Annotated in this window: 19 protein-coding genes; 8 read left to right on the top strand and 11 right to left on the bottom strand. The window is 67.5% G+C overall.

Annotation, left to right across the window (positions count from 1 at the left end; all coding sequences use genetic code 11):
* Nucleotides 1-88: 88 nt before the first annotated feature.
* Nucleotides 89-703: a TetR/AcrR family transcriptional regulator gene (locus ACGFZ3_RS16625; RefSeq protein ID WP_392923564.1), complete on the bottom strand. Its 615-nt coding sequence runs from the start codon at nucleotides 701-703 to the stop codon at nucleotides 89-91.
* 102 nt (nucleotides 704-805) lie between these two features.
* Between ACGFZ3_RS16625 and ACGFZ3_RS16620 the strand changes: the two genes are divergently transcribed.
* Genes ACGFZ3_RS16620 through ACGFZ3_RS16610 form a run of 3 tightly spaced genes read left to right on the top strand, consistent with a single transcriptional unit; the run spans nucleotide 806 to nucleotide 5,608 of the window.
* Nucleotides 806-1,969, top strand: a complete 1,164-nt coding sequence (locus tag ACGFZ3_RS16620) for an isovaleryl-CoA dehydrogenase (RefSeq protein ID WP_392923561.1) — start codon at nucleotides 806-808, stop codon at nucleotides 1,967-1,969.
* Between the two features lie 10 nt (nucleotides 1,970-1,979).
* Nucleotides 1,980-3,590 (top strand): carboxyl transferase domain-containing protein, encoded by a 1,611-nt coding sequence (locus ACGFZ3_RS16615; RefSeq protein WP_392923559.1) that lies wholly within the window; start codon nucleotides 1,980-1,982, stop codon nucleotides 3,588-3,590.
* Between the two features lie 32 nt (nucleotides 3,591-3,622).
* Nucleotides 3,623-5,608, top strand: coding sequence for an acetyl-CoA carboxylase biotin carboxylase subunit (locus ACGFZ3_RS16610; RefSeq protein WP_392923556.1), 1,986 nt, complete (start codon nucleotides 3,623-3,625; stop codon nucleotides 5,606-5,608).
* On the opposite strand, the gene ACGFZ3_RS16605 is transcribed toward ACGFZ3_RS16610, so the two are convergent.
* Nucleotides 5,603-6,766: a putative peptide maturation dehydrogenase gene (locus ACGFZ3_RS16605; RefSeq protein ID WP_392923553.1), complete on the bottom strand. Its 1,164-nt coding sequence runs from the start codon at nucleotides 6,764-6,766 to the stop codon at nucleotides 5,603-5,605. The genes ACGFZ3_RS16610 and ACGFZ3_RS16605 overlap by 6 nt on opposite strands.
* 179 nt (nucleotides 6,767-6,945) lie before the next feature.
* Between ACGFZ3_RS16605 and ACGFZ3_RS16600 the strand changes: the two genes are divergently transcribed.
* Nucleotides 6,946-7,248: an NHLP-related RiPP peptide gene (locus tag ACGFZ3_RS16600; protein WP_392923550.1), complete on the top strand. Its 303-nt coding sequence runs from the start codon at nucleotides 6,946-6,948 to the stop codon at nucleotides 7,246-7,248.
* Between the two features lie 24 nt (nucleotides 7,249-7,272).
* Here ACGFZ3_RS16600 and ACGFZ3_RS16595 read toward each other — a convergent pair whose 3' ends face one another.
* The 4 genes from ACGFZ3_RS16595 to aceB form a co-directional block, all read right to left on the bottom strand.
* The gene (locus ACGFZ3_RS16595) at nucleotides 7,273-9,753 is read right to left on the bottom strand and encodes a putative peptide modification system cyclase (protein WP_392923547.1); all 2,481 of its coding nucleotides are present in this window, start codon (nucleotides 9,751-9,753) and stop codon (nucleotides 7,273-7,275) included.
* 12 nt (nucleotides 9,754-9,765) lie between these two features.
* A complete protein-coding gene (locus ACGFZ3_RS16590; RefSeq protein ID WP_392923545.1) occupies nucleotides 9,766-10,809 on the bottom strand; it encodes a diguanylate cyclase domain-containing protein in 1,044 nt (347 codons plus the stop codon).
* Nucleotides 10,810-11,144: 335 nt separating this feature from the next.
* Nucleotides 11,145-12,428 (bottom strand): isocitrate lyase, encoded by a 1,284-nt coding sequence (gene aceA, locus ACGFZ3_RS16585; RefSeq protein ID WP_392923541.1) that lies wholly within the window; start codon nucleotides 12,426-12,428, stop codon nucleotides 11,145-11,147.
* Between the two features lie 19 nt (nucleotides 12,429-12,447).
* Nucleotides 12,448-14,097, bottom strand: coding sequence for a malate synthase A (gene aceB, locus ACGFZ3_RS16580; RefSeq protein ID WP_392923538.1), 1,650 nt, complete (start codon nucleotides 14,095-14,097; stop codon nucleotides 12,448-12,450).
* A gap of 106 nt (nucleotides 14,098-14,203) precedes the next feature.
* Here aceB and ACGFZ3_RS16575 point away from each other — a divergent pair, with 106 nt between their 5' ends.
* Nucleotides 14,204-15,172, top strand: coding sequence for a LysR family transcriptional regulator (locus ACGFZ3_RS16575; protein WP_392923534.1), 969 nt, complete (start codon nucleotides 14,204-14,206; stop codon nucleotides 15,170-15,172).
* Nucleotides 15,173-15,181: 9 nt separating this feature from the next.
* Nucleotides 15,182-16,087: a LysR substrate-binding domain-containing protein gene (locus ACGFZ3_RS16570; protein WP_392923531.1), complete on the top strand. Its 906-nt coding sequence runs from the start codon at nucleotides 15,182-15,184 to the stop codon at nucleotides 16,085-16,087.
* Here the strand turns inward: ACGFZ3_RS16570 and ACGFZ3_RS16565 are convergent.
* Both ACGFZ3_RS16565 and lepB read right to left on the bottom strand, forming a co-directional pair.
* Nucleotides 16,077-17,348: an MFS transporter gene (locus ACGFZ3_RS16565; protein WP_392923529.1), complete on the bottom strand. Its 1,272-nt coding sequence runs from the start codon at nucleotides 17,346-17,348 to the stop codon at nucleotides 16,077-16,079. The two genes, ACGFZ3_RS16570 and ACGFZ3_RS16565, sit on opposite strands and share 11 nt — an antisense overlap.
* A 179-nt stretch (nucleotides 17,349-17,527) precedes the next feature.
* On the bottom strand, nucleotides 17,528-18,154 hold the full coding sequence (lepB, locus tag ACGFZ3_RS16560) for a signal peptidase I (protein WP_392923527.1): 627 nt from the start codon (nucleotides 18,152-18,154) through the stop codon (nucleotides 17,528-17,530).
* A 169-nt stretch (nucleotides 18,155-18,323) separates the two neighbouring features.
* Between lepB and ACGFZ3_RS16555 the strand changes: the two genes are divergently transcribed.
* Both ACGFZ3_RS16555 and ACGFZ3_RS16550 read left to right on the top strand, forming a co-directional pair.
* On the top strand, nucleotides 18,324-18,728 hold the full coding sequence (locus tag ACGFZ3_RS16555; protein ID WP_392923524.1) for a hypothetical protein: 405 nt from the start codon (nucleotides 18,324-18,326) through the stop codon (nucleotides 18,726-18,728).
* Between the two features lie 3 nt (nucleotides 18,729-18,731).
* A complete protein-coding gene (locus ACGFZ3_RS16550) occupies nucleotides 18,732-19,175 on the top strand; it encodes a 3-dehydroquinate dehydratase (RefSeq protein ID WP_392923521.1) in 444 nt (147 codons plus the stop codon).
* A 61-nt stretch (nucleotides 19,176-19,236) separates the two neighbouring features.
* On the opposite strand, the gene dcp is transcribed toward ACGFZ3_RS16550, so the two are convergent.
* The 3 genes from dcp to arfB all read right to left on the bottom strand — a co-directional run bounded on the left by dcp (nucleotide 19,237) and on the right by arfB (nucleotide 22,538).
* Nucleotides 19,237-21,393 (bottom strand): peptidyl-dipeptidase Dcp, encoded by a 2,157-nt coding sequence (dcp, locus tag ACGFZ3_RS16545; RefSeq protein ID WP_392923518.1) that lies wholly within the window; start codon nucleotides 21,391-21,393, stop codon nucleotides 19,237-19,239.
* A gap of 106 nt (nucleotides 21,394-21,499) precedes the next feature.
* Nucleotides 21,500-22,060 carry a lysophospholipid acyltransferase family protein gene (locus tag ACGFZ3_RS16540; RefSeq protein ID WP_392923618.1) on the bottom strand — a complete coding sequence of 187 codons (561 nt, stop codon included), beginning with the start codon at nucleotides 22,058-22,060 and terminating at the stop codon, nucleotides 21,500-21,502.
* Nucleotides 22,061-22,106: 46 nt separating this feature from the next.
* On the bottom strand, nucleotides 22,107-22,538 hold the full coding sequence (gene arfB, locus ACGFZ3_RS16535; RefSeq protein ID WP_392923515.1) for an alternative ribosome rescue aminoacyl-tRNA hydrolase ArfB: 432 nt from the start codon (nucleotides 22,536-22,538) through the stop codon (nucleotides 22,107-22,109).
* Nucleotides 22,539-22,680: the final 142 nt, after the last annotated feature.

Raw genomic sequence — 22,680 nt, 5'->3', positions numbered from 1 at the left:
TGGTAGTCGTTGGACCACGGCTTGTCGGCCGAGTATGACCAGCGTGTGCGGCGCTCTGCAAGCCGCCTCCCACTACCGCAATGCAGCATCAGACTTGGGGGGCCCCTGCAGCACGCAGGCAGAAAACGCAGATGGATTCGACCAGTGCGGTCTGGTCGCCATGTGCATCGCGGCTGGGCGCGGTCGGCCCGACCAGTGCTTCGGTGAACGCGCCGACGATGCAGGCGGCGGCCACATCGGTGTCCTGCGCAGGGAAACTGCCGGCTTCAATGCCATCGGCCACGATGCGGCGGAACACGTCACCGAACAGGCGGCGGCAGCGGATGCGCTCGGCTTCCACCTCCGGGTCCACCGGTTCGGCGATGAAGGCATAGGCCAGCCCCGGGCCAGCCAGTGCGCGGCGTACGAATGCGGTGATCGCCCGGCGCAGCCGCTCGGGTGCGGGCAGCGGTTCGGCGGCAATGGCCTCGAAGATGCGCAACTCGTGTTCGACCGCGTCGGTCAGCACCTCCACGAACAGCTCAGCCTTGGACGGGAAGTGCCGGTAGATCAGCCCGGTGGACACGCCCGCTTCGGCCGCCACTGCAGTCACCGGGGCATTGCGGTAGCCGCCGGCGGCCACCAGGCGGCGGGTGGCCAGCAGGATCCGCTCGCGGGCTCCGGCCAGGCGTTCTTCCATCAAAGCTGAGCGTTTATAGGCCATTTGTTGATTCTATGTTCAATTTTTGAATTTGTGTTCACTTTTACCTCCGGGAGGACTAGGCTGGGAGCCTTCGATCCCTTCCAGCCGTTGCGGAGCCGCCTCATGCACGTCCCCACCATGAACTTCGACCTCGGCGAAGAGATCGACATGCTCCGCCAGAGCGTGGCCCATTTTGCCTCGGCCGAGATCGCGCCGCTGGCGGCCAGGGCCGACGAGGAAAACCTGTTCCCACACCCGCTGTGGCGCAAGCTCGGCGAACAGGGCCTGCTCGGCCTGACCGTGGAAGAAGAATACGGCGGCAGCGGCATGGGCTACCTGGCCCATGTGGTGGCGATGGAAGAAATTTCGCGCGCCTCGGGCGGCATCGGCCTGTCCTACGGCGCGCACTCGAACCTGTGCGTGAACCAGCTGCGCAAGAACGGCACCGAGGAGCAGAAGCAGCGCTTCCTGCCCGGCCTGTGCAGTGGCGAGAAGGTGGGTGCGCTGGCCATGAGCGAACCGGGTGCCGGTTCGGACGTGGTGTCGATGAAGCTGCGCGCGGACAAGCGCGGCGACCATTACGTGCTCAACGGCAACAAGATGTGGATCACCAACGGCCCGGATGCCGACGTGCTGGTGGTGTACGCCAAGACCGACGTCGAAGCCGGCGCCAAGGGCATCACCGCCTTCCTGGTCGAAAAGGGCATGAAGGGCTTCTCCACCGCGCAGAAGCTGGACAAGCTGGGCATGCGTGGCTCCAACACCTGCGAGCTGGTGTTCGAGGAGTGCGAAGTGCCCGAAGCGAACGTGCTGGGCGCAGTCGGCGGTGGCGTGAACGTGCTGATGTCCGGGCTGGATTTCGAGCGCGTGGTGCTGTCCGGTGGCCCGCTGGGCCTGATGTCGGCCGCGATGGATGTGGTGATGCCGTACGTGCATGAGCGCAAGCAGTTCGGCCAGGCGATCGGCACGTTCCAGCTGATGCAGGCCAAGCTCGCCGACATGTACGTGGGCCTCAACGCCTGCCGCGCGTATGTGTATGCGGTGGCGCGCGCCTGCGACCTGGGCCGCACCACCCGCCAGGATGCGGCCGGTGCGATCCTGTATTCGGCCGAGAAGGCCACCTGGCTGACCGGCCAGGCGATCCAGATCCTGGGCGGCAACGGCTACATCAACGAATACCCGACCGGGCGCCTGTGGCGCGATGCCAAGCTGTATGAAATCGGCGCGGGCACCTCGGAAATCCGCCGCATGCTGATCGGCCGCGAACTGTTCCAGCGCACCAAGTAAGGACGATGCCATGACGGTACTGAGCACCCAGCTGCAACCGGGCAGCGAGACCTTCGAGGCCAACCGCACTGCGTTGCAGGCGGTGGTCGACGACCTGCGCGCCACCCTGGCGCAGACCGCGCTGGGCGGTACCGAAGCTGCGCGGCAGAAACACACCGCGCGCGGCAAGCTGCTGGTGCGCGATCGCATCGATGCCCTGCTCGACCCGGGCAGCGCGTTCCTGGAGATCGCACCGCTGGCCGCGCACGGCATGTACGACGACCCGATTCCCAGTGCGGGCGTGGTGGCCGGCATCGGCCGCGTTTCCGGGGTGGAATGCGTGATCGTGGCCAACGATGCCACGGTCAAGGGCGGCACCTATTACCCGATGACGGTGAAGAAGCATCTGCGCGCGCAGGAAGTGGCCGAACAGAACCGGCTGCCGTGCATCTACCTGGTGGATTCCGGTGGCGCGTTCCTGCCGCTGCAGGACGAGGTGTTCCCGGACCGCGACCATTTCGGCCGGATCTTCTACAACCAGGCCAACCTGTCGGCGCAGGGCATTCCGCAGATCGCCTGCGTCATGGGCTCGTGCACCGCCGGCGGTGCGTACGTGCCGGCGATGAGCGATGAAACGGTGATCGTGCGCGAACAGGGCACCATCTTCCTGGGCGGCCCGCCGCTGGTGAAGGCGGCTACGGGTGAAGTGGTCACCGCCGAGGAACTGGGCGGTGCCGATGTGCACACGCGCATTTCGGGCGTGGCCGACCACATGGCAGACAACGACCTGCAGGCGCTGGCGCGGGTGCGCGCGATCATTGCCCAGCTCAACTGGCGCAAGCCCGAGCCGGCGTTGGCGGTGCAGGCTCCGGTAGAACCGCGCTACGCCGCGCAGGAACTGTACGGGGTGATCCCGGCCGACACCCGCAAGCCCTACGACGTGCGCGAAGTCATCATGCGCCTCGTGGACGATTCGCGCTTCGACGAATTCAAGCCGCGCTACGGCAACACGCTCGTGACCGGCTTCGCGCACCTGCACGGCTACCCGGTGGGGATCATCGCCAACAACGGCATCCTGTTCTCCGAATCGGCACTCAAGGGCGCGCACTTCATCGAGCTGTGCACCCAGCGCGGCATTCCGCTGGTGTTCCTGCAGAACATCACCGGCTTCATGGTGGGCCGCAAGTACGAACACGGCGGCATCGCCAAGGACGGGGCCAAGCTGGTGATGGCGGTGGCCTGCGCCAAGGTGCCCAAGTTCACGGTGGTGATCGGCGGTTCGTTCGGCGCCGGCAACTACGGCATGTGCGGCCGCGCCTATTCGCCCAACTTCCTGTGGATGTGGCCGAACGCGCGCATCGGCGTGATGGGTGGCGAGCAGGCGGCCAGCGTGCTGGCCACGGTGAGGCGCGATGGCATTGAAGCCAAGGGCGGGCAGTGGTCGGCGCAGGACGAAGACACCTTCAAGAGCCCGATCCGCGACCAGTTCGAGCAGCAGGGCCACCCCTACTACGCCAGCGCGCGGTTGTGGGATGACGGGGTGATCGACCCGGCCGACACCCGCCGCGTGCTGGGCCTGGCCTTGTCGGCCAGCCTCAACGCCCCGGCCCGCAAGACCGATTTCGGCGTGTTCCGGATGTGATCCGGCCCCCTGGCATGCGCAACGAGACTTCCATGTTCACCAAGATCCTGATCGCCAACCGTGGCGAAATCGCCTGCCGCGTCATCGCCACCTGCCAGCGCCTGGGCATTGCCACGGTGGCGGTGTACTCCGACGCCGACCGCGACGCACGCCATGTGCGCCTGGCCGACGAGGCCGTGGGCATCGGCCCGGCGCCCGCGCGCGAAAGCTACCTGCGCGCCGATGCGATCCTGGACGCGGCACGCCGCACCGGTGCACAGGCCATCCACCCCGGTTACGGCTTCCTGTCCGAGAACGCGGACTTCGCCCAGGCCTGCGCCGAGGCGGGCATCGTGTTCATCGGCCCCTCCGCTGCGGCGATCCGCGCGATGGGCGACAAGAGCGCGGCCAAGGCGCTGATGGCGCAGGCCGGGGTGCCGCTGACCCCGGGCTACCACGGCGATGCGCAGGAACCGGCGTTCCTGCGCGAACAGGCCGACGGCATCGGCTATCCGGTGCTGATCAAGGCCAGCGCCGGCGGCGGTGGCAAGGGCATGCGCAAGGTGGACGACAGCGCGGCCTTCACCGAGGCGCTGGCCAGCTGCCAGCGCGAGGCGCGGTCCGCATTCGGCAATGCGCACGTGCTGGTGGAAAAGTACGTGGAGCGCCCGCGCCATATCGAAATCCAGGTATTCGGCGACAGCCACGGCAACGTGGTGTACCTGTTCGAGCGCGACTGCTCGGTGCAGCGCCGCCACCAGAAGGTACTGGAAGAAGCGCCCGCGCCGGGCATGACCGCTGAACGCCGCGCCGCCATGGGCAAGGCCGCGGTGGATGCCGCGCGTGCGGTGAACTACGTGGGTGCGGGCACGGTGGAGTTCATCGCCGGGCCCGATGGCGATTTCTATTTCATGGAAATGAACACCCGCCTGCAGGTGGAGCACCCGGTCACCGAGTGCATCACCGGCACCGACCTGGTGGAGTGGCAGCTGCGCGTGGCCAGCGGCGCACCGCTGCCGCTGCAGCAGGAACAGCTGCAGATCAACGGCCATGCACTGGAAGCGCGCCTGTACGCCGAAGATGCCGACAAGGGCTTCCTGCCCTCCACCGGCACCCTGCACCACCTGCGGCTGCCGGCTGGCAGCGCGCACGTGCGTGTGGATGCGGGTGTGGAACAGGGCGATGCGATCACCCCGTTCTACGACCCGATGATTGCCAAGCTGATCGTATGGGACGTGGACCGCCATGCGGCGCTGCGCCGCATGCAGCAGGCGCTGGCCGAGTGCGAAGTCGTCGGCGTGACCACCAACGCGGCGTTCCTGCGCCGGCTGGTGATGACCGATTCGTTCGCCAACGCGAAGCTGGATACCGCGTTGATCGAACGCGAGCAGGCCGCGCTGGCGCCGCACCAGGGCGATACCGATCCTGCCCTGTGGGCGCAGGCGGCCGTAGCTGCGATGGCCACCGACGCAGCAGCTTCGGTGGATGCGCGTGACCCGCACTCCCCGTGGCAGGCGCGCGATGGCTGGCGGCTGGGCCAGCGTGCCGCGCGGCGGCTGACGCTGGAGCATCGTGGCCAGCAGCAGGTGCTGGCCGTTGAAGGCCATGGCGAGGCGTGGTCCATCGAGGTGGGCGGCAGCACGGTATCGGTGCAGGGCCGGATGGAGGGCGAGCGGCTGGCGTTGCAGGTAGGAGAGCGCCTGCACCGCGCCCGCGTGGTACGCGATGGCAGCGAGCTGTACTTGTTCGGCACTGAAGGCGTACAGCGCTTCACCCTGCATGATCCGGTCAGCGAAGCCGACCACGCTGTAGCGGACGCCGGCAGCCTGGTGGCGCCGATGCCGGGCCGCATCGTGGCCACGCTGCTGGCACCGGGCACGCAGGTGGTACGCGGCACCCCGCTGCTGGTGCTGGAAGCGATGAAGATGGAGCACACCCTGCAGGCCCCGGCCGATGGCACGGTGCAGGGCTATCGGGTCAAGGCCGGCGACCAGGTCGCCGACGGCGCGGTGCTGATCGACTTCGACGCCACGTCATGACCGGGCCCAGACCACGCCATTGGGATCGAACTCTGCGGTATCCGGCGTATCACCGCGCCAACCGATGCCCACCACGGCGATGGGACTCTGGGTAACGCCATCCAGGGCAAATACCGCTTCGGTGTCCACCTCATTGATGGCCGCGGTGACAAACGCGGCCAGGCCGCACTCAGTTGCCGCCATGTACACGGCCTGCGAAATGTGGCCCACGTCCAGCAACAGTGCGCGGTAGGCCTTGGCGTGGTTGCGGTACTTCCAGTTGGTACGTGCAAAGCGCGGCACCAGCACAAGGTGGGCGGCCGCGTTGGCGAACCAGTCCTGGCCGGACAGCATGGCCAGAGCCACCTCGTGCAACGGACGCCCGCACTGGCGCGGCAGTGCAACGAGGGCATGCCGTACCGGATGATAGTGGTAGAGGCCCGGCGCCAGTCCGTCCACGCGCTGCACCAGCAGATAGGTTTCGGTAGGGTGCAGCCCACCGCCGGATGGCACGTTCTTCTTCAGAAACGCGGTATCGGCTTCCACCTGCACCACCGCCTGCGCCTTCACCGTGCGCTGCAGCAGCTGCGCCAGCTGTCCGCACGCGATGCTGCGCGCTGCATCGAAGTTGCGGCAGGTGGTGCGGCGTTCCAGCATCCGGTCGTAGTCGGTGGCGTCCACGGCAGGGAGCGGCTGATAGGTGCCCGGGTGGATCTGTACCGCCGGCGGCGGCGCACCCAGCTGCCGGCGCAGATCCCTGGCGGTGACCATGTTGCTGTCGCGCATCTGCGCGGCGCTGTTCACACCACTCCAGCGGGCATGCCGGTGGACCAGCGCCGCCAACGGCCACCAGTGGCCGTCGCGCATGCCTTCGTCGCGGAGGCGATGCGTGGCGTGTTGCTCGTCATCGGCGATCAGCAGCCCGGCCTCGAGCAGCGCCCGCCAGTCACCCGGGGCACCCCGGATGTCGCCTGCGTCGGTCCACTCACTGGAACCCACCGAACCCAGCAGTTCCCGCTGTGCGGCACTCACCGGCACGGGCTGTTCCAGGTGTGCGGCCAGCGCAAACCAGGCAATCGTGGTGGACAGCTCCGTACGCCCGGCAAGCATCGCGTTGAAGTCGACGCTGACCTCTTCGCGCGGCTCGAACATCAGGATGGTGCAACGGCGCAGTTTCATTCGGGGCCGACCGTGGAGGGACCCGGACATTCTAGCCGGGGCACCTTGGCTTCCGTGGTGCGTGGCCGGTTGCCGACGTAACCTGCGTGCTGCTTCGCACCGCGCGTTGGCCGGGCCGGGCGCTACATTCCCGCCCGGCCCGGCCGATAACCCTCACTTCACCCACTGGATCGAGCGCAATGAGCAACGACAAACCGGAAACGAACAAGATTTCCCCTGAAATCGCCGCGCGGCTGGTCAGCAGGTTGATCGACGACCCCGCTTTCCGTGAGTTGTTCCAGCAGGATGCGCAGCAGGCTCTGACCGAGTTGGGGTTGAGCACCGAGGTCCAGCCACTGTGCTGCGATATCCAGCAGCTGGCCAGCGTGGAAGAACTGCGCGCGGTGCAGGCCCAACTGGAGAAGTACCTGAGCACGTCGTACCAGGCGATGCTGGTGCCGCACTGCTTCGAGGCGGGCAAGGCCGCCGACTCGCTGGAGTGACGACCCCGCCAGCCTCGGCCCAACCTAGTTGGAACGCAGGCTGGCGTCGGCCAGCATGTCATGCAGGCTCAGCGGCTGCATCAGCTGCATGGAAGCCAGTTCGGCAATCGCGCGACCCCGGTGGGCATACAGCCATTCGTTCTGCTGGTGGAATGCCTCTGCATTGCCCAGCTTGCGCTGCACCTCCCGCAGTGCCACCCGCGCCTGCACCGGTTCGGTACCGTCCAGGATCGGCCGCAACAGCGCCTCGGCCTGCGCCGGCTGGTTGCGGCCGAGCTGCTGCATGGCGAGCACGATGGCGTGCCACTTGCCCACCACCGGGCTCTTCATCGAGGCGATCAACGCCGCGTGGTCACGCAGCAGCGTATCGGCACGCACGCTATCGCCTTGGCGCTGCGCCAGGTACACCAGCGACAACAGGCGCAGCACCCGGTCGGACAGGTTCGGGTCGTTGCGGTCCTTGAGCAGCGGCAGCAGCTGGCCTGACACAGCGGCCAGTGCAGCGGGATTGCGCTGCTCGCACGCGGTGTCCACCACCGCGTGCATCAGCAGCACATGCGTACGGAAGTCGACCGATTCGGCAGGCGGCTCCTGGCTGGCCAACGCTTCGGTCATGCCGGTGCAGTCGTCCTGATCGGCGGCGAGCAGGACGCGGACGCGCTGGTACATGATGGTCTGCAGCTCATCGCGCGCGGTGGGCAACTGTGCCAGCAGTGCTTGTGCATCCTTGTAACGGCGCTGGGCGATCAGCACGTCCACGCGGGTGTCGCTGGCGCTGCGGTCTGTCAGCTGCTCGGCCTGCTGGAAACTGCGCAGCGCCTCGTCATACCGGTTGGTGGCGAGCTGGACCCAGCCGGTGTAGCCGATGGCGTATGCGCGCAGGGGCGCCTGCGGTACCGACGCTGCGCGCGCGTAGCGCTCCGCCTCTTCGTAGCGGTTGTCCATCAACAGGAACCCGGCGGTATTGGCCTGCCCTGCAAACGAGTCGGGATAGACTTCGGCCAGCACGCGCCAGTCTTCCAGCGGCCAGCCCTCCGGGCGCAGCTCGCTGCTCCAGGCCTTGAGGTAGAGGCGCTCGCGGTGCGGCAGGCGATCCTTGAGGGCCAGTGCCCGCTTCAGGTGAGGCAGGGCGTCGGCACGGCGGTCGATCCGCACCAGCAGCCTGGCCAGGCCCATGTGCGCCATGGCGAAGTCCGGATCTGCATCCAGTGCCGCCTCATACAACTTGGCTGCCTCGGCGAAGCGCGCCCCGCCCACGGCCCGTTCGGCAAGCGCGAACGACTTGAGTGCCTGGAGGTTTTCGGTGGATGCCTGCGGCAGTGGCATCGACTGCTGCAGCGAGGCCACGGTTTCGCCCAGACCTGCGCGCAGGCGCCGCACCACGTCATCGACGGCGGCCAACACGTCGTCAGGGGCGCGGGCGTCGGCGTGGTAGGAACCCACGACTGCGCGGCTGGCCGGGTCCATCAGGTCCACGGCCACCACGTACTGACCTGCGGCACGATGAATGCTGGGCACCAGCACCATGCGCGCGCCCTCGCGCGAGGCGACGTCGCCGGCCACGTCGCGGTCCAGCGCGCGCGCGGGGGGCACCCGCAGCAGTTCGCGCGATTGCTTGACCATGCTGTCCGACAGCACGTTGACGTAGCGCGACTGTTCCAGACCCAGCAGCAGGGCACGCTGCAGGCTGTCGTCGAACAACGCCTCACCACTGGTATTGTCGACGTCGGCCAGCACCACCCAGTCGCGCTCGGCAAAGGCGATGGCCGGCTCGGGGCGCAGCAGCATCCAGCCGCCGATACCCAGTACCGCCAGCAGGGCAACTTCGGCGGCCAGCGCGGCCGGCCGGCGCCAGATCGGCAGTTTGCGCTGCGCCTTGGGATGCGCCTTGGGCATGCGCAGCGGCGCGAAGCCCGGTTCGCCGACCTCGAACACCTCCTGGGCGGTGGGAATGCCTTTGAACAGCCACGGGCCGTGCGCGCGCCACTGAAGCGCTTCAGCACGCTCGCCCAGTTCGCTGCTGGCACGGCGGGTCAGCGATTCGGCCACGGCCGAGAGCAGGATCTGGCCGGGACGCGCCAACCCCATCAGGCGCGCGGCCATCGGCTTGGCCAGGCCTTCCACTTCCACCGGCTTGGCACCGGCCTGGATCGCTTCGCGGCTGTTGTCCCAGATCAGCACCTCGCCCACATGCAGACCGGCGCGGGCGCGCAGCGGCACATTGCGGCGCTTGCCCAGCTCGTGCAGCTCCCGTTGGTAGTCCAGGGCGAAGCCGAGCCCATCGATGGCGCGGTCGAACAGCAGGAACAGGCCATCGGAGCGGTCGATCTGCTGCCCGTTCCATTGCTGCTGGAGCGCGAGCACCAGTCTGTCGTGCTGCTGGAACAGCTCGGCCGCGGCGGCATCGCCGATGCGCTCGACCAGCACCAGCGAGTCGCACAGATCAGTGAACAGCAGCGCCCGCAGCAGCGGCAGCTGGGTCGACGTTCCGTTGTCGCCGTTCATTCGAATACCCCGTCAGGGCGTGGCGGTCGCGGCACGCGACCAGTGCAACCGGTTGCCGCCCAAGCGCTTGGCCTGGTACAGCGCATTGTCGGCGCGGGCGTACCAATCGCTCCAGTCGCTGTTCGGTTCGAGCAGGCTCACGCCGATGCTGACCGGGCAGACATGCGGCTGGCCGCCCGGCCGGCCCATCAGGCCGTGGACCGCGCTGAGGATGAATTCGGCCGCGTGCTGCAGGCTGTCGGAGTCTGCTTCGCGCAGCAGCAGGCAGAATTCGTCACCGCCCAACCGACAGGCCCGGTCGTTCTCAGTGGCCACCGAGCGCAGGATGTTGGCCACGCTCTGCAGGACGCGGTCGCCGGCCTGGTGGCCGTGCTCGTCGTTGACCTGCTTGAAGTGGTCGCAGTCGATCAGCAGCAGGCCCTGCGGCGCACCGTCTTCGTGGCTGCGGCATTCCTGCAGGTACAGCGCCAGGCCGCGGCGGTTGTGCAGGCCGGTCAACTCGTCGGTACGCACCAGTTCGCGCGTGTGGGTGAGCTGGTGGGTGGTGACGTAGAGGTTGTCCAGCGCGGTTTCGAGATCATGGTTGCGGCGGCGCAGCTGGCGGATCAGCACCTGCTCGTTGCTCACCACGCGCATGATCGTGCGGCGCAGGAAGTACGCCACCAGGCCCGGGTCACGGTCGACCAGGCGCTGGAAATCGGTGTGGTCCAGTTCGAGCACCAGCGAATCGGTGGTGGCGCGGGCGTCCGCACTGCGTGGGTGGTCGCCGATCAGCAGGCCCAGTTCGCCGAAGAATTCATGCTGGCCCAGTGTCTTGACCACCAGGTCTTCGCCGAAATCCAGCTCGATGGCACCGGTGACGATGACATACATGGTGCTGCCGGCCTGGTTGCGCAGGAACAGGTGCTCGCCGGCACGCAACGCGCGGTGCTGGCCGAATTCGGCGAACAGGGCGAATTCGCCTGCGCTCAGGACGGCGTGCACGATCTCAGCCATCGCGGTCTGCGCGATGTCTGACGCTCGTTCGCACACATTCGTCGCAAGCTTGCCGGTCATTCCCGTACACCCGCTTCCCAGCGTTCCCCGGTGAGCGAATGAGGATAGCACCCCTTAAAAGTGTGCGCCTCATCCCATTTCCATGCCCCGGCGCCCGGATCTATCCGGCGCTCCGGCCCAAACATCCCCAACGCGGCAACCGGCTGAGACCGGCCATCCCGTACCGCATGGTGCCCTTTTGCGGACCGTAGCATCTGGCGGGGGCATATAAAAGAACGGCCGCCCCTGCCGGGCGGCTCTGGTCGGTTGGAGGGGTGCCCGGGAATCCGGCCAATGGCCGGGGTTACCCGGGCGCCGCCACCGCGCTGCGGGGGCGGCAGCGCCGATTCCGGCCGTCAGGCCGCCCGGAATTGCTCCTCTTCGGTCGAACCGGTCAGGGCGGTGGTGGAAGACTGGCCCTGCTGGATGGCCTGGGTGACCGCGTCGAAGTAGCCGGTGCCGACCTCGCGCTGGTGCTTGACCGCGGTAAAGCCCCGGTCGGCGGCGGCGAATTCGGCTTCCTGCAGTTCCACGAAGGCGCTCATCTGGCGGCGGGCATAGCCGTGGGCCAGGTTGAACATGGAGTAATTAAGGGCGTGGAAGCCGGCCAGGGTGATGAACTGGAACTTGTACCCGTAGCTGGCGATTTCCTTCTGGAACTTCGCAATCGTGGCGTCGTCCAGGTTCTTCTTCCAGTTGAAGCTGGGCGAGCAGTTGTAGGCCAGCAATTTGCCCGGGTACTTCGCATGGATGGCTTCGGCAAACTTGCGCGCGAACTCCAGGTCCGGCTTGCCGGTCTCGCACCAGACCAGGTCGGCGTAGGGTGCATAGGCCAGGCCGCGGCTGATGGCCTGGTCCAGGCCGTTGCGGGTCTTGTAGAAGCCTTCCACGGTGCGCTCGCCGGTGGCGAAGGGCTGGTCGTTGGCGTCGATGTCGCTGGTCAGCAGGTCGGCGGCTTCTGCGTCGGTGCGGGCCACCAGCAGGGTGGGCACGCCCAGCACGTCGGCGGCCAGGCGCGCGGCGTTCAACTTCTCGACGGCCTCGCGGGTGGGCACCAGCACCTTGCCGCCCATGTGCCCGCACTTCTTCACCGAGGCCAGCTGGTCTTCGAAATGCACGCCGGCCGCGCCGGCTTCGATCATGGCCTTCATCAGCTCGAAGGCGTTGAGCACGCCGCCGAAGCCGGCTTCGGCATCGGCTACGATCGGCTGCAGGAAGTCGATGTCGTCCTTGCCTTCGGCGTGGTGCAGCTGGTCGGCACGCAGCAGGGTATTGTTGATGCGCTTGACCACGGCCGGCACCGAATCGGCCGGGTACAGCGACTGGTCGGGATACATCTGGCCGGCCAGGTTGGCGTCGGCGGCAACCTGCCAGCCGGACAGGTAGATGGCATTGAGGCCGGCCTTGACCTGCTGCATGGCCTGGTTGCCGGTGAGCGCGCCGAGTGCGTTGACGAAGTCCTTTTCATGCAGGTACTTCCACAGTTTCTCCGCGCCCAGCCGGGCCAGCGAATGCTCCACGTGCACGGTGCCGCGCAGGCGCACCACATCGGCGGCGCTGTAGTTGCGCTGGATGCCGGCCCAGCGCGGGTCGGTGTTCCATTCGTGCTGGATCTGTTCGGCGGTCGGCAGCTTGCTCATGTCGTTTCTCCAGGAAAGGTCAATCGATCCGGTCGTAGGCCGGCAGGGTCAGGAAATCGGTCAGTTCGTTGCGGCGGCTCAGCTCCCCGAGCAGCGCGATGGCCTCGTCGATGCGGGCCCCGCCCGGCAGCGCGCTGCGCTCGCCCAACCGTGCCGGCAGTGCGGCCAGGGTGGCGTCGAGCAGGGCCAGGTCGATGGCAGTGCCGTCGTCCAGATGCTGGCCGGGCATGTGCAGCCACTGCCACAGCTGGCTGCGGCTGATCTCGGCGGTGGCCGCGTCTTCCATCAGGTGGTGGATCGGCACGCAGCCGTTGCCGTCCAGCCAGGCGGCCAGGTAGCGCACACACACCTCCACGTTGCCCTCGAACCCGGTGCGGGTGATGGTGCCGGTGGGCGCGGCAATCAGCTCGTCGCGGCCCACCCGCACATCGCGGCGCAGCACCGCGTGCTGGTTGGGGCCGGGCATGTGTGCGTCGAAGATGGCCTGCGCCACCGGAATCAGCGCCGGGTGCGCCACCCAGGTGCCGTCGTGGCCGGCGGTGACTTCGCGCAGCTTGTCGGCACGCACCCGTGCCATCGCCTGTTCGTTGGCCGCGGCATCGTGGTTGATCGGGATCTGCGCGGCCATGCCGCCCATCGCATGCGCGCCACGGCGGTGGCAGGTCTGGATCAGCAGTTCCGAATAGGCCTTCAGGAACGGCTGGGTCATGGTCACCTGGCCGCGTTCGGGCAGCACCTTGTCGGCGTGCTTACGGAAGGTCTTGATGTAGGAAAAGATGTAATCCCAGCGGCCGCAGTTCAGCCCGACGATGCGGTCGCGCAGCGCATGCAGGATCTCGTCCATCTCGAACACCGCCGGCAGCGTCTCGATCAGCACGGTAACCTTGATCTGGCCATGCGGCAGGCCGAGCATGCCTTCGATGTGCGACAGCGCGGTTTCCCACAGCGCGGCCTCTTCCATCGACTGCAGCTTGGGCAGGTAGAAGTACGGGCCGCGCTGGCGGCACATCAGGGTACGCGCGTTGTGGAAGGCGAACACCGCCGCGTCGAACAGGCCGCCGGCCAGCGGCTGGCCATCGATGCGCACGTGCTTCTCATCCAGGTGCCAGCCGCGCGGGCGCACGATCAACACTGCCTGTTCGTCGAGCGGGCGCAGCGTGTAGTGCTTGCCGGGCTTGCCGTCCGCGCCGGGCGCGGTGTAGGTGAGGTCGCCGCGCACCGCGCCGATCAGCGCCTGCTGGCCAGCCAGCAGGTTGCGCCAGGCCGGGGCGGTGGAGTCCTCGAAGTCGGCCATGAACACCTTGGCGCCGGAGTTCAGCGCATTGATGACCATCTTCGGGTCGGTCGGGCCGGTGATCTCGACGCGGCGGTCCTGCAGCGCTTCCGGGATCGGCGCCACGCGCCAGTCTTCGCTGCGGATCGCGGCGGTGTCGGTGCGGAAGTCCGGCAGGCCGCCGCCGTCGAAAAAGGCCTGGCGCTCACGGCGGGCCTGCAGGCGGCGCTGGCGTTCGGGTTCCACCGCGCGGTGCAGCGACACCAGCAGCGCCAGTACCCCTGCCGGCAGCAGGGCCGACTGGCCGGCAAGCTGGGTGGTCAGTGCGATGCCCGGTGTGGCCGGAGCATCGGCCGGGGTGGGCTGGGCGGTGGCGAAAGCGGCGACAGCGGACATGTCCAACTCCTGCGTTGCGGGTGATGCCACCGTGCGCCGGAGTGTGGTATTTGACAAAACAGTTATCGCAATGCTTTACATAACTTGCGCTTATATTCGTTACGCCATGCCCACACCCAAGTCGCCAAGTCCCCGTTTTTCCTACAAGTCTGACCGGCTCAAGCCGCTGCGGGCGTTCTGCCAGACCGTGCGCCTGGGCTCAGTCTCACGCGCGGCTGAGGCGCTGTTCGTCAGCCAGCCGGCGATCAGCCAGCAGTTGCAGGCGCTTGAACGGGAGTTGGGGGTGGGTCTGTTCGAGCGCAGCGGGCGGCGGCTGGTGCCCAGCCGCGAGGGCCAGCTGCTGTTTGAAATGGCCCAGCCGCTGGTGGAAAGCCTGGACGGGTTGGAGGCCAGCTTCCGCGACAAGGTGAAAGGGCTGGATGCGGGCGAGCTCAACATCGCCGCCAACAGCTCCACCATCCTCTATCTGCTGCCGCGCATCGTGGAGCGCTTCCGCCAGCGCCACCCGGACGTGCGCCTGACCCTGCACAACGCGATCAGCGCCGACGGTACCGACCTGCTCCGCAGCGATGCGGCCGACCTGGCGGTGGGCTCGATGACCGATGTGCCGGCCGACCTGAGCTATGCACCGGCCTATCGCTTCGAGCAGGTGCTGATCGCCCCGCCCGACCACCCGCTGGCCACCGCGCCGGAGCTGACCCTGCAGGCCATTTCGGCCTACCCGCTGGTGCTGCCCCCCAAGCGCCAGATTACCTACCGGCTGGTGGACCAGGTGTTCCAGCGCCAGCGCGTGCCGTACACGGTGGCGCTGGAGGTCGGCGGCTGGGAGGTGATCAAGCAGTACGTGGCGATGGGCATGGGCATTTCGATCGTGCCGGCGCTGTGCCTCAACGATACCGATCGCGGCCGGCTGGTGACACGCTCGATGAGCGCCTGGTTCCCCGAGCGCAGCTACGGGGTGATCGTGCGCCGGGGCCGCTTCCTGTCGCCGCAGGCACGCGCCTTCATCGAGCTGATCCAGCCGGACCTGTTCAGTCCGCGCAGCTATGATGAAAGCGGTCATTCCGAACGCTGATGCGCTGCCATGTCGATTGAACTGCGCCACCTGCGCTACTTCCTGGCGGTGGCCGATACCCTGCACTTCGGGCGCGCGGCCGAGCGGCTGGGCATGTCGCAGCCGCCGCTCAGCCAGCAGATCCGGCAGCTGGAAACGCTGCTGGGCGCACGCCTGTTCCTGCGCAGCAACCGCCGGGTGGAGCTCACCGAGGCCGGGCGTGTGCTGCAGGTGCAGGCCACCGAAGCGTTGGCGCGGGTTGACCAGGCCATTGAACTCACCCAGCGCGCGCAGCGCGGCGAAACCGGCGAGCTGCGTATCGGGCTCACCCGTGCCACCCCGCTGTCCACGCAGATTCCGCGCGCGATCTTCGCCTACCGCCAGCAGTTCCCGCAGGTGCAGTTGAAGCTGCGCGAAATGAACACGCTGCAGCAGATCGATGCGCTGGTCGCCAACGAGCTGGACGTGGGGCTGATCCGCAAGCGCGCGCTGCCCACGCCGTTGATGTCACGCAAGCTGTTCAGCGATCCGCTGGCGCTGGTGGTGCATGACCAGCATCCCCTGATCCGCGACCTGCCCACGGGTGCGCCGGTGGCGCTGCGCCAGTTCGCGCATGAGCCCTTCGTGGGGTTCCTGCGCGAGGTGGGGGCCGGCATCCACGATCATTTCATCGCGCTGTGCCGTGGGGCCGGGTTCACGCCGCGCATCATCCAGGAGGCTGGCGAGGCGTCCACGCTCATCAGCCTGGCCGCGTCCGGGTTGGGGGTGACGGTGTTGCCGGCCTCGTGCAGCCACATCCATGTGGAAGGCGCGCGCTTCGTGCCGCTGAGCGATCGGGCGGCCAGTTCGGAAGTGCACGTGGCCTACCGGCGCGGCGGGCCATCGCCGTTGATCACCCACTTCACCCGCTTGCTGCAGGGCGGTTTCAGCGGCTGAGTGCCAGCGCGGCCGGCTGCGGTTGTGCGCGGCGGCCCAGCCGCCAGGCGATGCCGGCGCCGATCGCGGTAAGCACGGCGGTGAAGGCACACACGCCCCACCAGTCCCAGTGGGTGTAGAACACGCCGCCGACCGCACCGGCCAGGCTGGAGCCGAGGTAATAAGCGAACAGGTACAGCGCCGAGGCTTCGGCACGCATCATCCCGGCGCGGCTGCCGACCCAGCTGCTGGCGACCGAATGGCCGCCGAAGAAACCGAAGGTGACCAGCGCGATGCCTGCCGCCATGCAGCCCAGCCACGGCAGCGTGAGCAGCACGATGCCGAACGCGATCAACCCGTAGCAGATGCCCAGTACGCGGCCACGGCCATGCCGGTTGGCCTGCTGGCCCATCCACGCCGAACTGAAGGTGCCCACCAGGTACACGCTGAAGATCAGCCCGACCACGGTCTGGCTGAGCCGGTACGGCGGCGCCAGCAGGTGGTAGCCGAGGTAGTTGTAGAGGGTGACGAACACGCCCATCAGCACGAACGCGGTGGCGAACAGCGAGGGCAGGCCAGGATCGGCGAACAGCTGGCGCCAACGCGCGGGCAGTTCGCGCAGGCCACCCCGGCGGCTCTGGAAATGGCGTGACGGCGGCAGCTGCACCCACAGCAGCACGGTGCTGAGCACGGCGATCAACGAGACCACGCCGATGCCCCAGCGCCAGCCCCAATGGTCGGCGACGATGCCGGCAATCAGGCGGCCACTCATGCCGCCGACCGCATTGCCGCCTATGTACAGGCCCATGGCCAGGCCGAGCGCGCGGCTGTCCATTTCCTCCACCAGGTACGTCATCGCCACGGCCGGCACGCCGCTGAGCGCGATGCCGAGCAGGGTGCGCAGGATCAGCAGCGTGGCCCAGTCGTCGACCACGGCGCTGGCGGCCGAGAGTACGGTGGAGGCCAGCAGTGCGGTGATCATCACGCCACGGCGGCCGACCCGGTCGGAGATCAACCCGGCCACCAGCATCGACACGGCCAGCAGGCCGGTGCTGAGCGACAGCGCCAGCGCACTGTTGGCGGCGGACACGCCGAAGTGGCGGCTGAACTCGGGCAGCAGCGGCTGCACGGTGTAGAGCAGGCCGAAGGTGGAGAAGCCAGCCAGGAACAACGCCGCCGCAGTGCGCCGGAAGGCGGGCGTGCCCTGCTCGATATGCTGCGAGCGGGCGGGCATCTGGCTGGAGGAACTGCGCTCGGTCAGCGCTGCGGTGTCGCCGTTCATTGCGTCTGGGCCCGTGGGGCGGGCCGGTGCGTATGGATCAGCGCTCAGGATAGGGAGCAGGTACAGGTCGATCCATAACCTGACGGGTCTGGATTGAGACGTTTTATGTATCAATCAAGGTTTGCGCGAAAGGCGTACCCACCCACGGTGGGCACCTGCCGGATGGATCGCGCTCGTGCTTAGAGCGCCTGCCAGGTGAACCCCTGGCCGCGGCGGTAGTACACGCGCGCTGCCTTGCCATACAGGGCCTTGGCATCGACCAGCCCGAAGTAGCGGCCATCGGCGCTGTTGCCGCGATGGTCGCCCAGCATCAGCACCTTGCCGGCCGGTACGGTCAGGCCGTCGATGTCCGGGCCGCCGCCCTGGCCCAGGTCGAGCTGGGCCAGGGTGCGGCCGAAGTCTTCCACGTCATCGGTGCCCACCTGGCCGAGCGGATGGCCGTTGATGCTGAGGTGGCCTTCATGCAGGTCCACGCGGTCGCCGCCGACGGCGGCGATGCGCTTGATCAGGCGGGTGCCGTCCTGCGGTGAATCGAACACCGCCACCTCGCCGCGCTGCGGCACGCCGGTATGCAGCAGTTCCACCGAGGTGAACGGCAGGCGCAGGCCGTAAGCGCGCATGTCCACCACCACCCGGTCGCCGGGCATCAGGGTGTGCTGCATGGAGCCGCTGGGCACCTGGTAATGGTTGGCCAGGCTGTCGCGCGCGGCGGCGAGCAGGCCGAGCATGACCAGCAGCGGCAGGGCTTCCTTCTTCAGCCAGTAGAGCAGGCCTTTGGAGCGGGGTTCGGCAGCAGCTGCGGTCATGGTGGCGGTCCTTGCGGGCGTGAGTGGGGTCTGACCGTTGCGGCGTTCCGGAGTTCCGAAAAAACTACACGTTGTTTACGCGCCCCGGGCATCCGGGTCATCGCCTCTTTATGGCCGGCGCGCGCATCGTGTCGACACCGCGCCCCCGGGCGCTTTGTCGAGGTGTTCCATGACCATCCTGTTGCTCCGGCGGCCATCGCCGGACCCGCTGCCGGTGCCGGCCCAGCTGGCCGGCCACGCCGTGTACTGCCAGGACTGCGCGACGCTGCCGGCGCTGCTGCAGTGCCTGCGCCAGGCCCGGGAAAGCCAGCCGGCATGGGTGCTGATCGAAGCCGGCGCCGCCGAGCCGGCGCAATGGGCCGCGCATGGCCGCGAACTGTGCGCGGCGCTGGAGGCGTTGCCGGCGCCCTACATCGAGATGGCGGCCAACGATGACGATGGATTGGATGCGCACCTGCACCCGCTGCACGCACCGGTGGCGCGGGTGGTGTGCAGCAGTGGCCGCGAGGATGCGTGCCGGCTGTCGCTGGCGATCGCCGCGCGCCGGTTGCAGACCGTTGCAGGGAGTGCCTGAGCCATGTCCATTTTCATCATTCGTGGCCCGGAGGCGAGCGGGCAGTTGATCCGTACGGCGCAGCCGCTGCCGGCACCGGTGCTCAAGGCGCTGGTGCATCGGGCGATCGATGCGGGCACCACGGTGGCGATCCGTGCGTGTGGGTCGGAGCAGGAGTTGCTGGATGCGCTGCGCGTGGCCGACCACAGCCGCGGCGAGGTGACGCTGCTGGATCCGGGTGCGTGCGTGGGCAGTCCGCGGTTGCAGCGGTTGCTGCCGCATCTGCACAACGTGTACGTGGAGGTGCATGACGATGACGCGGGCGCCCCGGAGGACTGCCTGCCGGCAGACGTGGGCCAGCGCATCGGCGTGGCGCACGGCTACTGCGCGCAGAGTTACATGCATGCATTGGAGATCGCGCTGGATCACCTGGGATGCAGCGAGGTGGGGTGTCGCGTGGGAACGTAACCGGCGTCCAGATACGCGAACGGCGGGGTTTCCCCCGCCGTTCGTTGTTACATCGACCGCATTATTTCAGGCCGCGGTTGACCAGCAGCGGTTCGACCGACGGATCCTTGCCGCGGAATTCGCGGTACAGGTCCGCCAGTTCCACGCTGTTGCCGCGCGAGAGGATCTTGTCGCGGAACACCTGGCCGTTTTCAGCGGTCAGGCCACCGTGTTCCTTGAACCACTCGAACGAGTCGTGGTCCAGCACTTCGGCCCAGAAGTAGGCGTAGTAGCCGGCCGAGTAGCCGCCGCCCCAGATGTGGTCGAAGTAGCTGGTGCGGTAACGCGGCGGCACCTGGGCCAGGTCGACCTTGTACTTCTTCAGCGCGGCCGCTTCAAACGGCGCCACGTCCTGCAGCTTGGCGTCCGCCGGCTGGGTGTGCCAGGCCAGGTCGAGCAGTGCGGCCGACAGGTACTCGGTGGTGGCGTAACCCTGGTTGAAGGTACGCGCCTTGAGGATCTTGTCGACCAGCGCCTGCGGCATCGGCTCGCCGGTCTTGTAGTTCTTGGCGTAGTTGGCGAACACCTTCGGGTCCAGCGCCCAGTGCTCGTTGAACTGCGAGGGGAACTCGACGAAATCGCGCGAAGTGCTGGTGCCGGCGATCGACGGGTACTTCACGTTCGAGAACATGCCGTGCAGCGCATGGCCGAACTCATGGAACATCGTGGTGACATCGTCGAAGCTCAACAGCGCCGGCTGCCCGGCAGCGGGCTTGGTGAAGTTGCAGACGTTGTAGACCACCGGCTTGGTGCCGGTCAGGCCGTTCTGCTCGACGAACACGTCCATCCAGGCGCCGCCGGACTTGCTGTCGCGCTTGAAATAGTCGGTGTAGAACAGCGCCAGCGAGGTGCCGTCCTTGTCGAAGACTTCATACACCTTCATGTCCGGGTGGTAGGTCGGAATGTCGGTGCGCGGCTTGAAGGTGATGCCGTACAGCTGGGTGGCGGCGTAGAAGACGCCGTTCTGCAGCACGTTGTCCAGTTCGAAGTACGGCTTGATCTGCGATTCGTCCAGGTCGTACTGCGCCTTGCGCACCTGTTCGGCGTAGAAGTCCCAGTCCGATGCGGCCAGCTGGAAACCACCCTTCTGCGCGTCGATCACCTTCTGCATCTCGGTGATTTCGCCGCGTGCCTTGCTGGTGGCGGCCGGCACGGTATCGGTCAGCAGCTTGAGCGCGGCGGCCGGGGTCTTGGCCATCTGGTCGGCCAGGCTGTAGGCGGCGTAGTTCTCGAAGCCGAGCAGCTTGGCCTTCTGCGCCCGCAGCTGGGCCAGGCGCTGGACCGTTTCGCGGGTGTCGTTGGCATCGCCGCGCTCAGCGCGGGTTTCCGAGGCCTTGAGCACGGCGGCGCGCTGGTCGCGGTTGCTCAGCGAGGCCAGCACCGGCTGCTGGGTGGTGTTCTGCAGCGGCAGCAGGAACTTGCCTTCCAGGTTGCGCGCCTTGGCATCGGCAGCGGCGGTGTTGATTTCTTCCTCGCTCAGCCCGGCCAGCTTGGCCTTGTCGTCCACCACCACCGCAGCGGCGGCGGTGGCAGCGACCAGACGGGTATGGAACTTGGTGGCCAGCGTGGTTTCTTCCACATTGAGCTTGCGCAGGGCCGCCTTGTCGGCGTCGCTCAGCTGCGCACCGGCGCGGACGAATTCCTGGTAGTCGCGTTCGACCAGGCGGGTCTGCACCGGGTCCAGGCCCAGCGAGGCGCGCTGGTCGTAGATGGTCTTGATGCGCGCGAACAGCTTCGGGTCCAGGCTGATTTCGTCCTGGTGTTCGGCCAGCTTCGGGGCGACTTCTTCCTGGATCTTCTGGCGCGCTTCGTTGGTATCGGCCTGGACCAGGCCGAAGAACACGCGCGACACGCGGTCCAGCGTTTCGCCGCTGCGCTCAAGCGCTTCGATGGTGTTGTCGAAGGTGGCCGGTTCGGCGTTGTCGGCGATCCTGCGCACTTCGGCCAGGTGCTGCTTCATGCCTTCATTGAAGGCCGGCAGGTAGTCACTGTCCTTGATGCGGTCGAACGGCGGGGCCTGGAACGGCAGCGTGCTGGCGCTCAACAGGGGGTTGGTGGAGGCGTCGGCCGGCTGCGGCGCGGCGGGGGTCTGGACGTCGGACACGGGGGTGGACTCCTTGCCGGAACAGGCCGCCAGCGCCAGGCTGATGGCGGCGGCCAAGATAACGGTACGCGACATGAAAACGGGCTCCTGGAATGAGGTGAAGCGGCACACGACCGCAGCCGGTCACCCTACTCCCATTGCCCGCGCCCGGCATGTGCCGGACGTGGCGCCTGGCCTTGCTTCAGACGGTGCCGCGGTTCTTGCCCTGCCAGGGGCGGTAGTACGCGCGGATGGCGGCCATGTCGGCCACATCGTCGCCGGTGGAATAGAACAACGGGCCAATGCCGATGGTCTTTTCCGGGTAGTGGAAGTAGCAGGCCAGTACCGGGACGTCAGCCATCCGGGCGATCTTCAGGAAGCCGGCCTTCCAGTGGGTGACCGCCTTGCGGGTGCCTTCGGGGGTAATGGCATACCACAGGCGATCGGAGTTGCGCAGCAGGCTGACCGCCTGCTCCACCGTGCCCTGCGGCGAGCTGCGATCCAGCGGGATCACGCCCAGGGTGCGCAGCAGCGGCGACAGCGGCCACCAGAACAGCGAGGCCTTGCCGAGCACCTTCACCTGCATGCCGAGCGCGATCTTGGCCGCCATGCCCCAGAAGCCGTCCCAGTTGGACGAGTGCGGGGCGACGATGAAGACCAGCTTGGGCACGTCCGGGAAGGTGCCGGTGACTTTCCAGCCGCCCAGGCGCAGCGTGCAGCGCGCCAGCCAGCGCAGGAAACGGTTCGGTTTGACCTGCGGCATGCTGGGCGGCACGGCCGGCAGCAGCGGACGTTGGTTCTTCAAGCAATCACTCCCAATTGCGTGTGGTACGGCCGCGCTTGATCTGCGCGCGACCCTTCTTTTCATCCAGCCGGCGCAGCTTGGACCCATGCGAGGGCTTGGTGGCCACGCGCGGCTTAGGCACGCTGAGGCTGGCCTGGATGAAGGCGGCCAGGCGCTCGCGCGCATCGTCGCGGTTGCGGTCCTGGGTGCGGAAACGCTGGGCATCGATGACCAGCACGCCCTCGCCGGTCATGCGCCGGTCGCGCCGGGCCAGCAGGCGCGCGCGCAGCGGCTCGGGCAGCGAGGGCGAGCCGGCCACGTCGAATCGCAGTTCAACGGCGCTGGAGACCTTGTTCACGTTCTGTCCCCCGGCTCCGCTGGCGCGCACGAAGCGTTCAACGATCTCCGTGTCCGGAATCGCCAGATGCGCGTTGATGGTGACAGGCCCGTTTCCCATGGGCGGCATTGTAAAGGCAGGACACGCCCCTGAGGTGACCGCAATGTTCACCAATACCGCCGATAACGTGCATAAAAGCACGGCTGCTTGACGGTGTCGCGGGTATGCTCGGCCTTCCACGCAACGCAGGATGCACCTCCAT

It is taken from the genome of Stenotrophomonas sp. NPDC047960 (assembly GCF_043204395.1).
Lineage (GTDB): Bacteria > Pseudomonadota > Gammaproteobacteria > Xanthomonadales > Xanthomonadaceae > Stenotrophomonas.
This window is presented reverse-complemented; position numbering and strand designations above follow the sequence as displayed.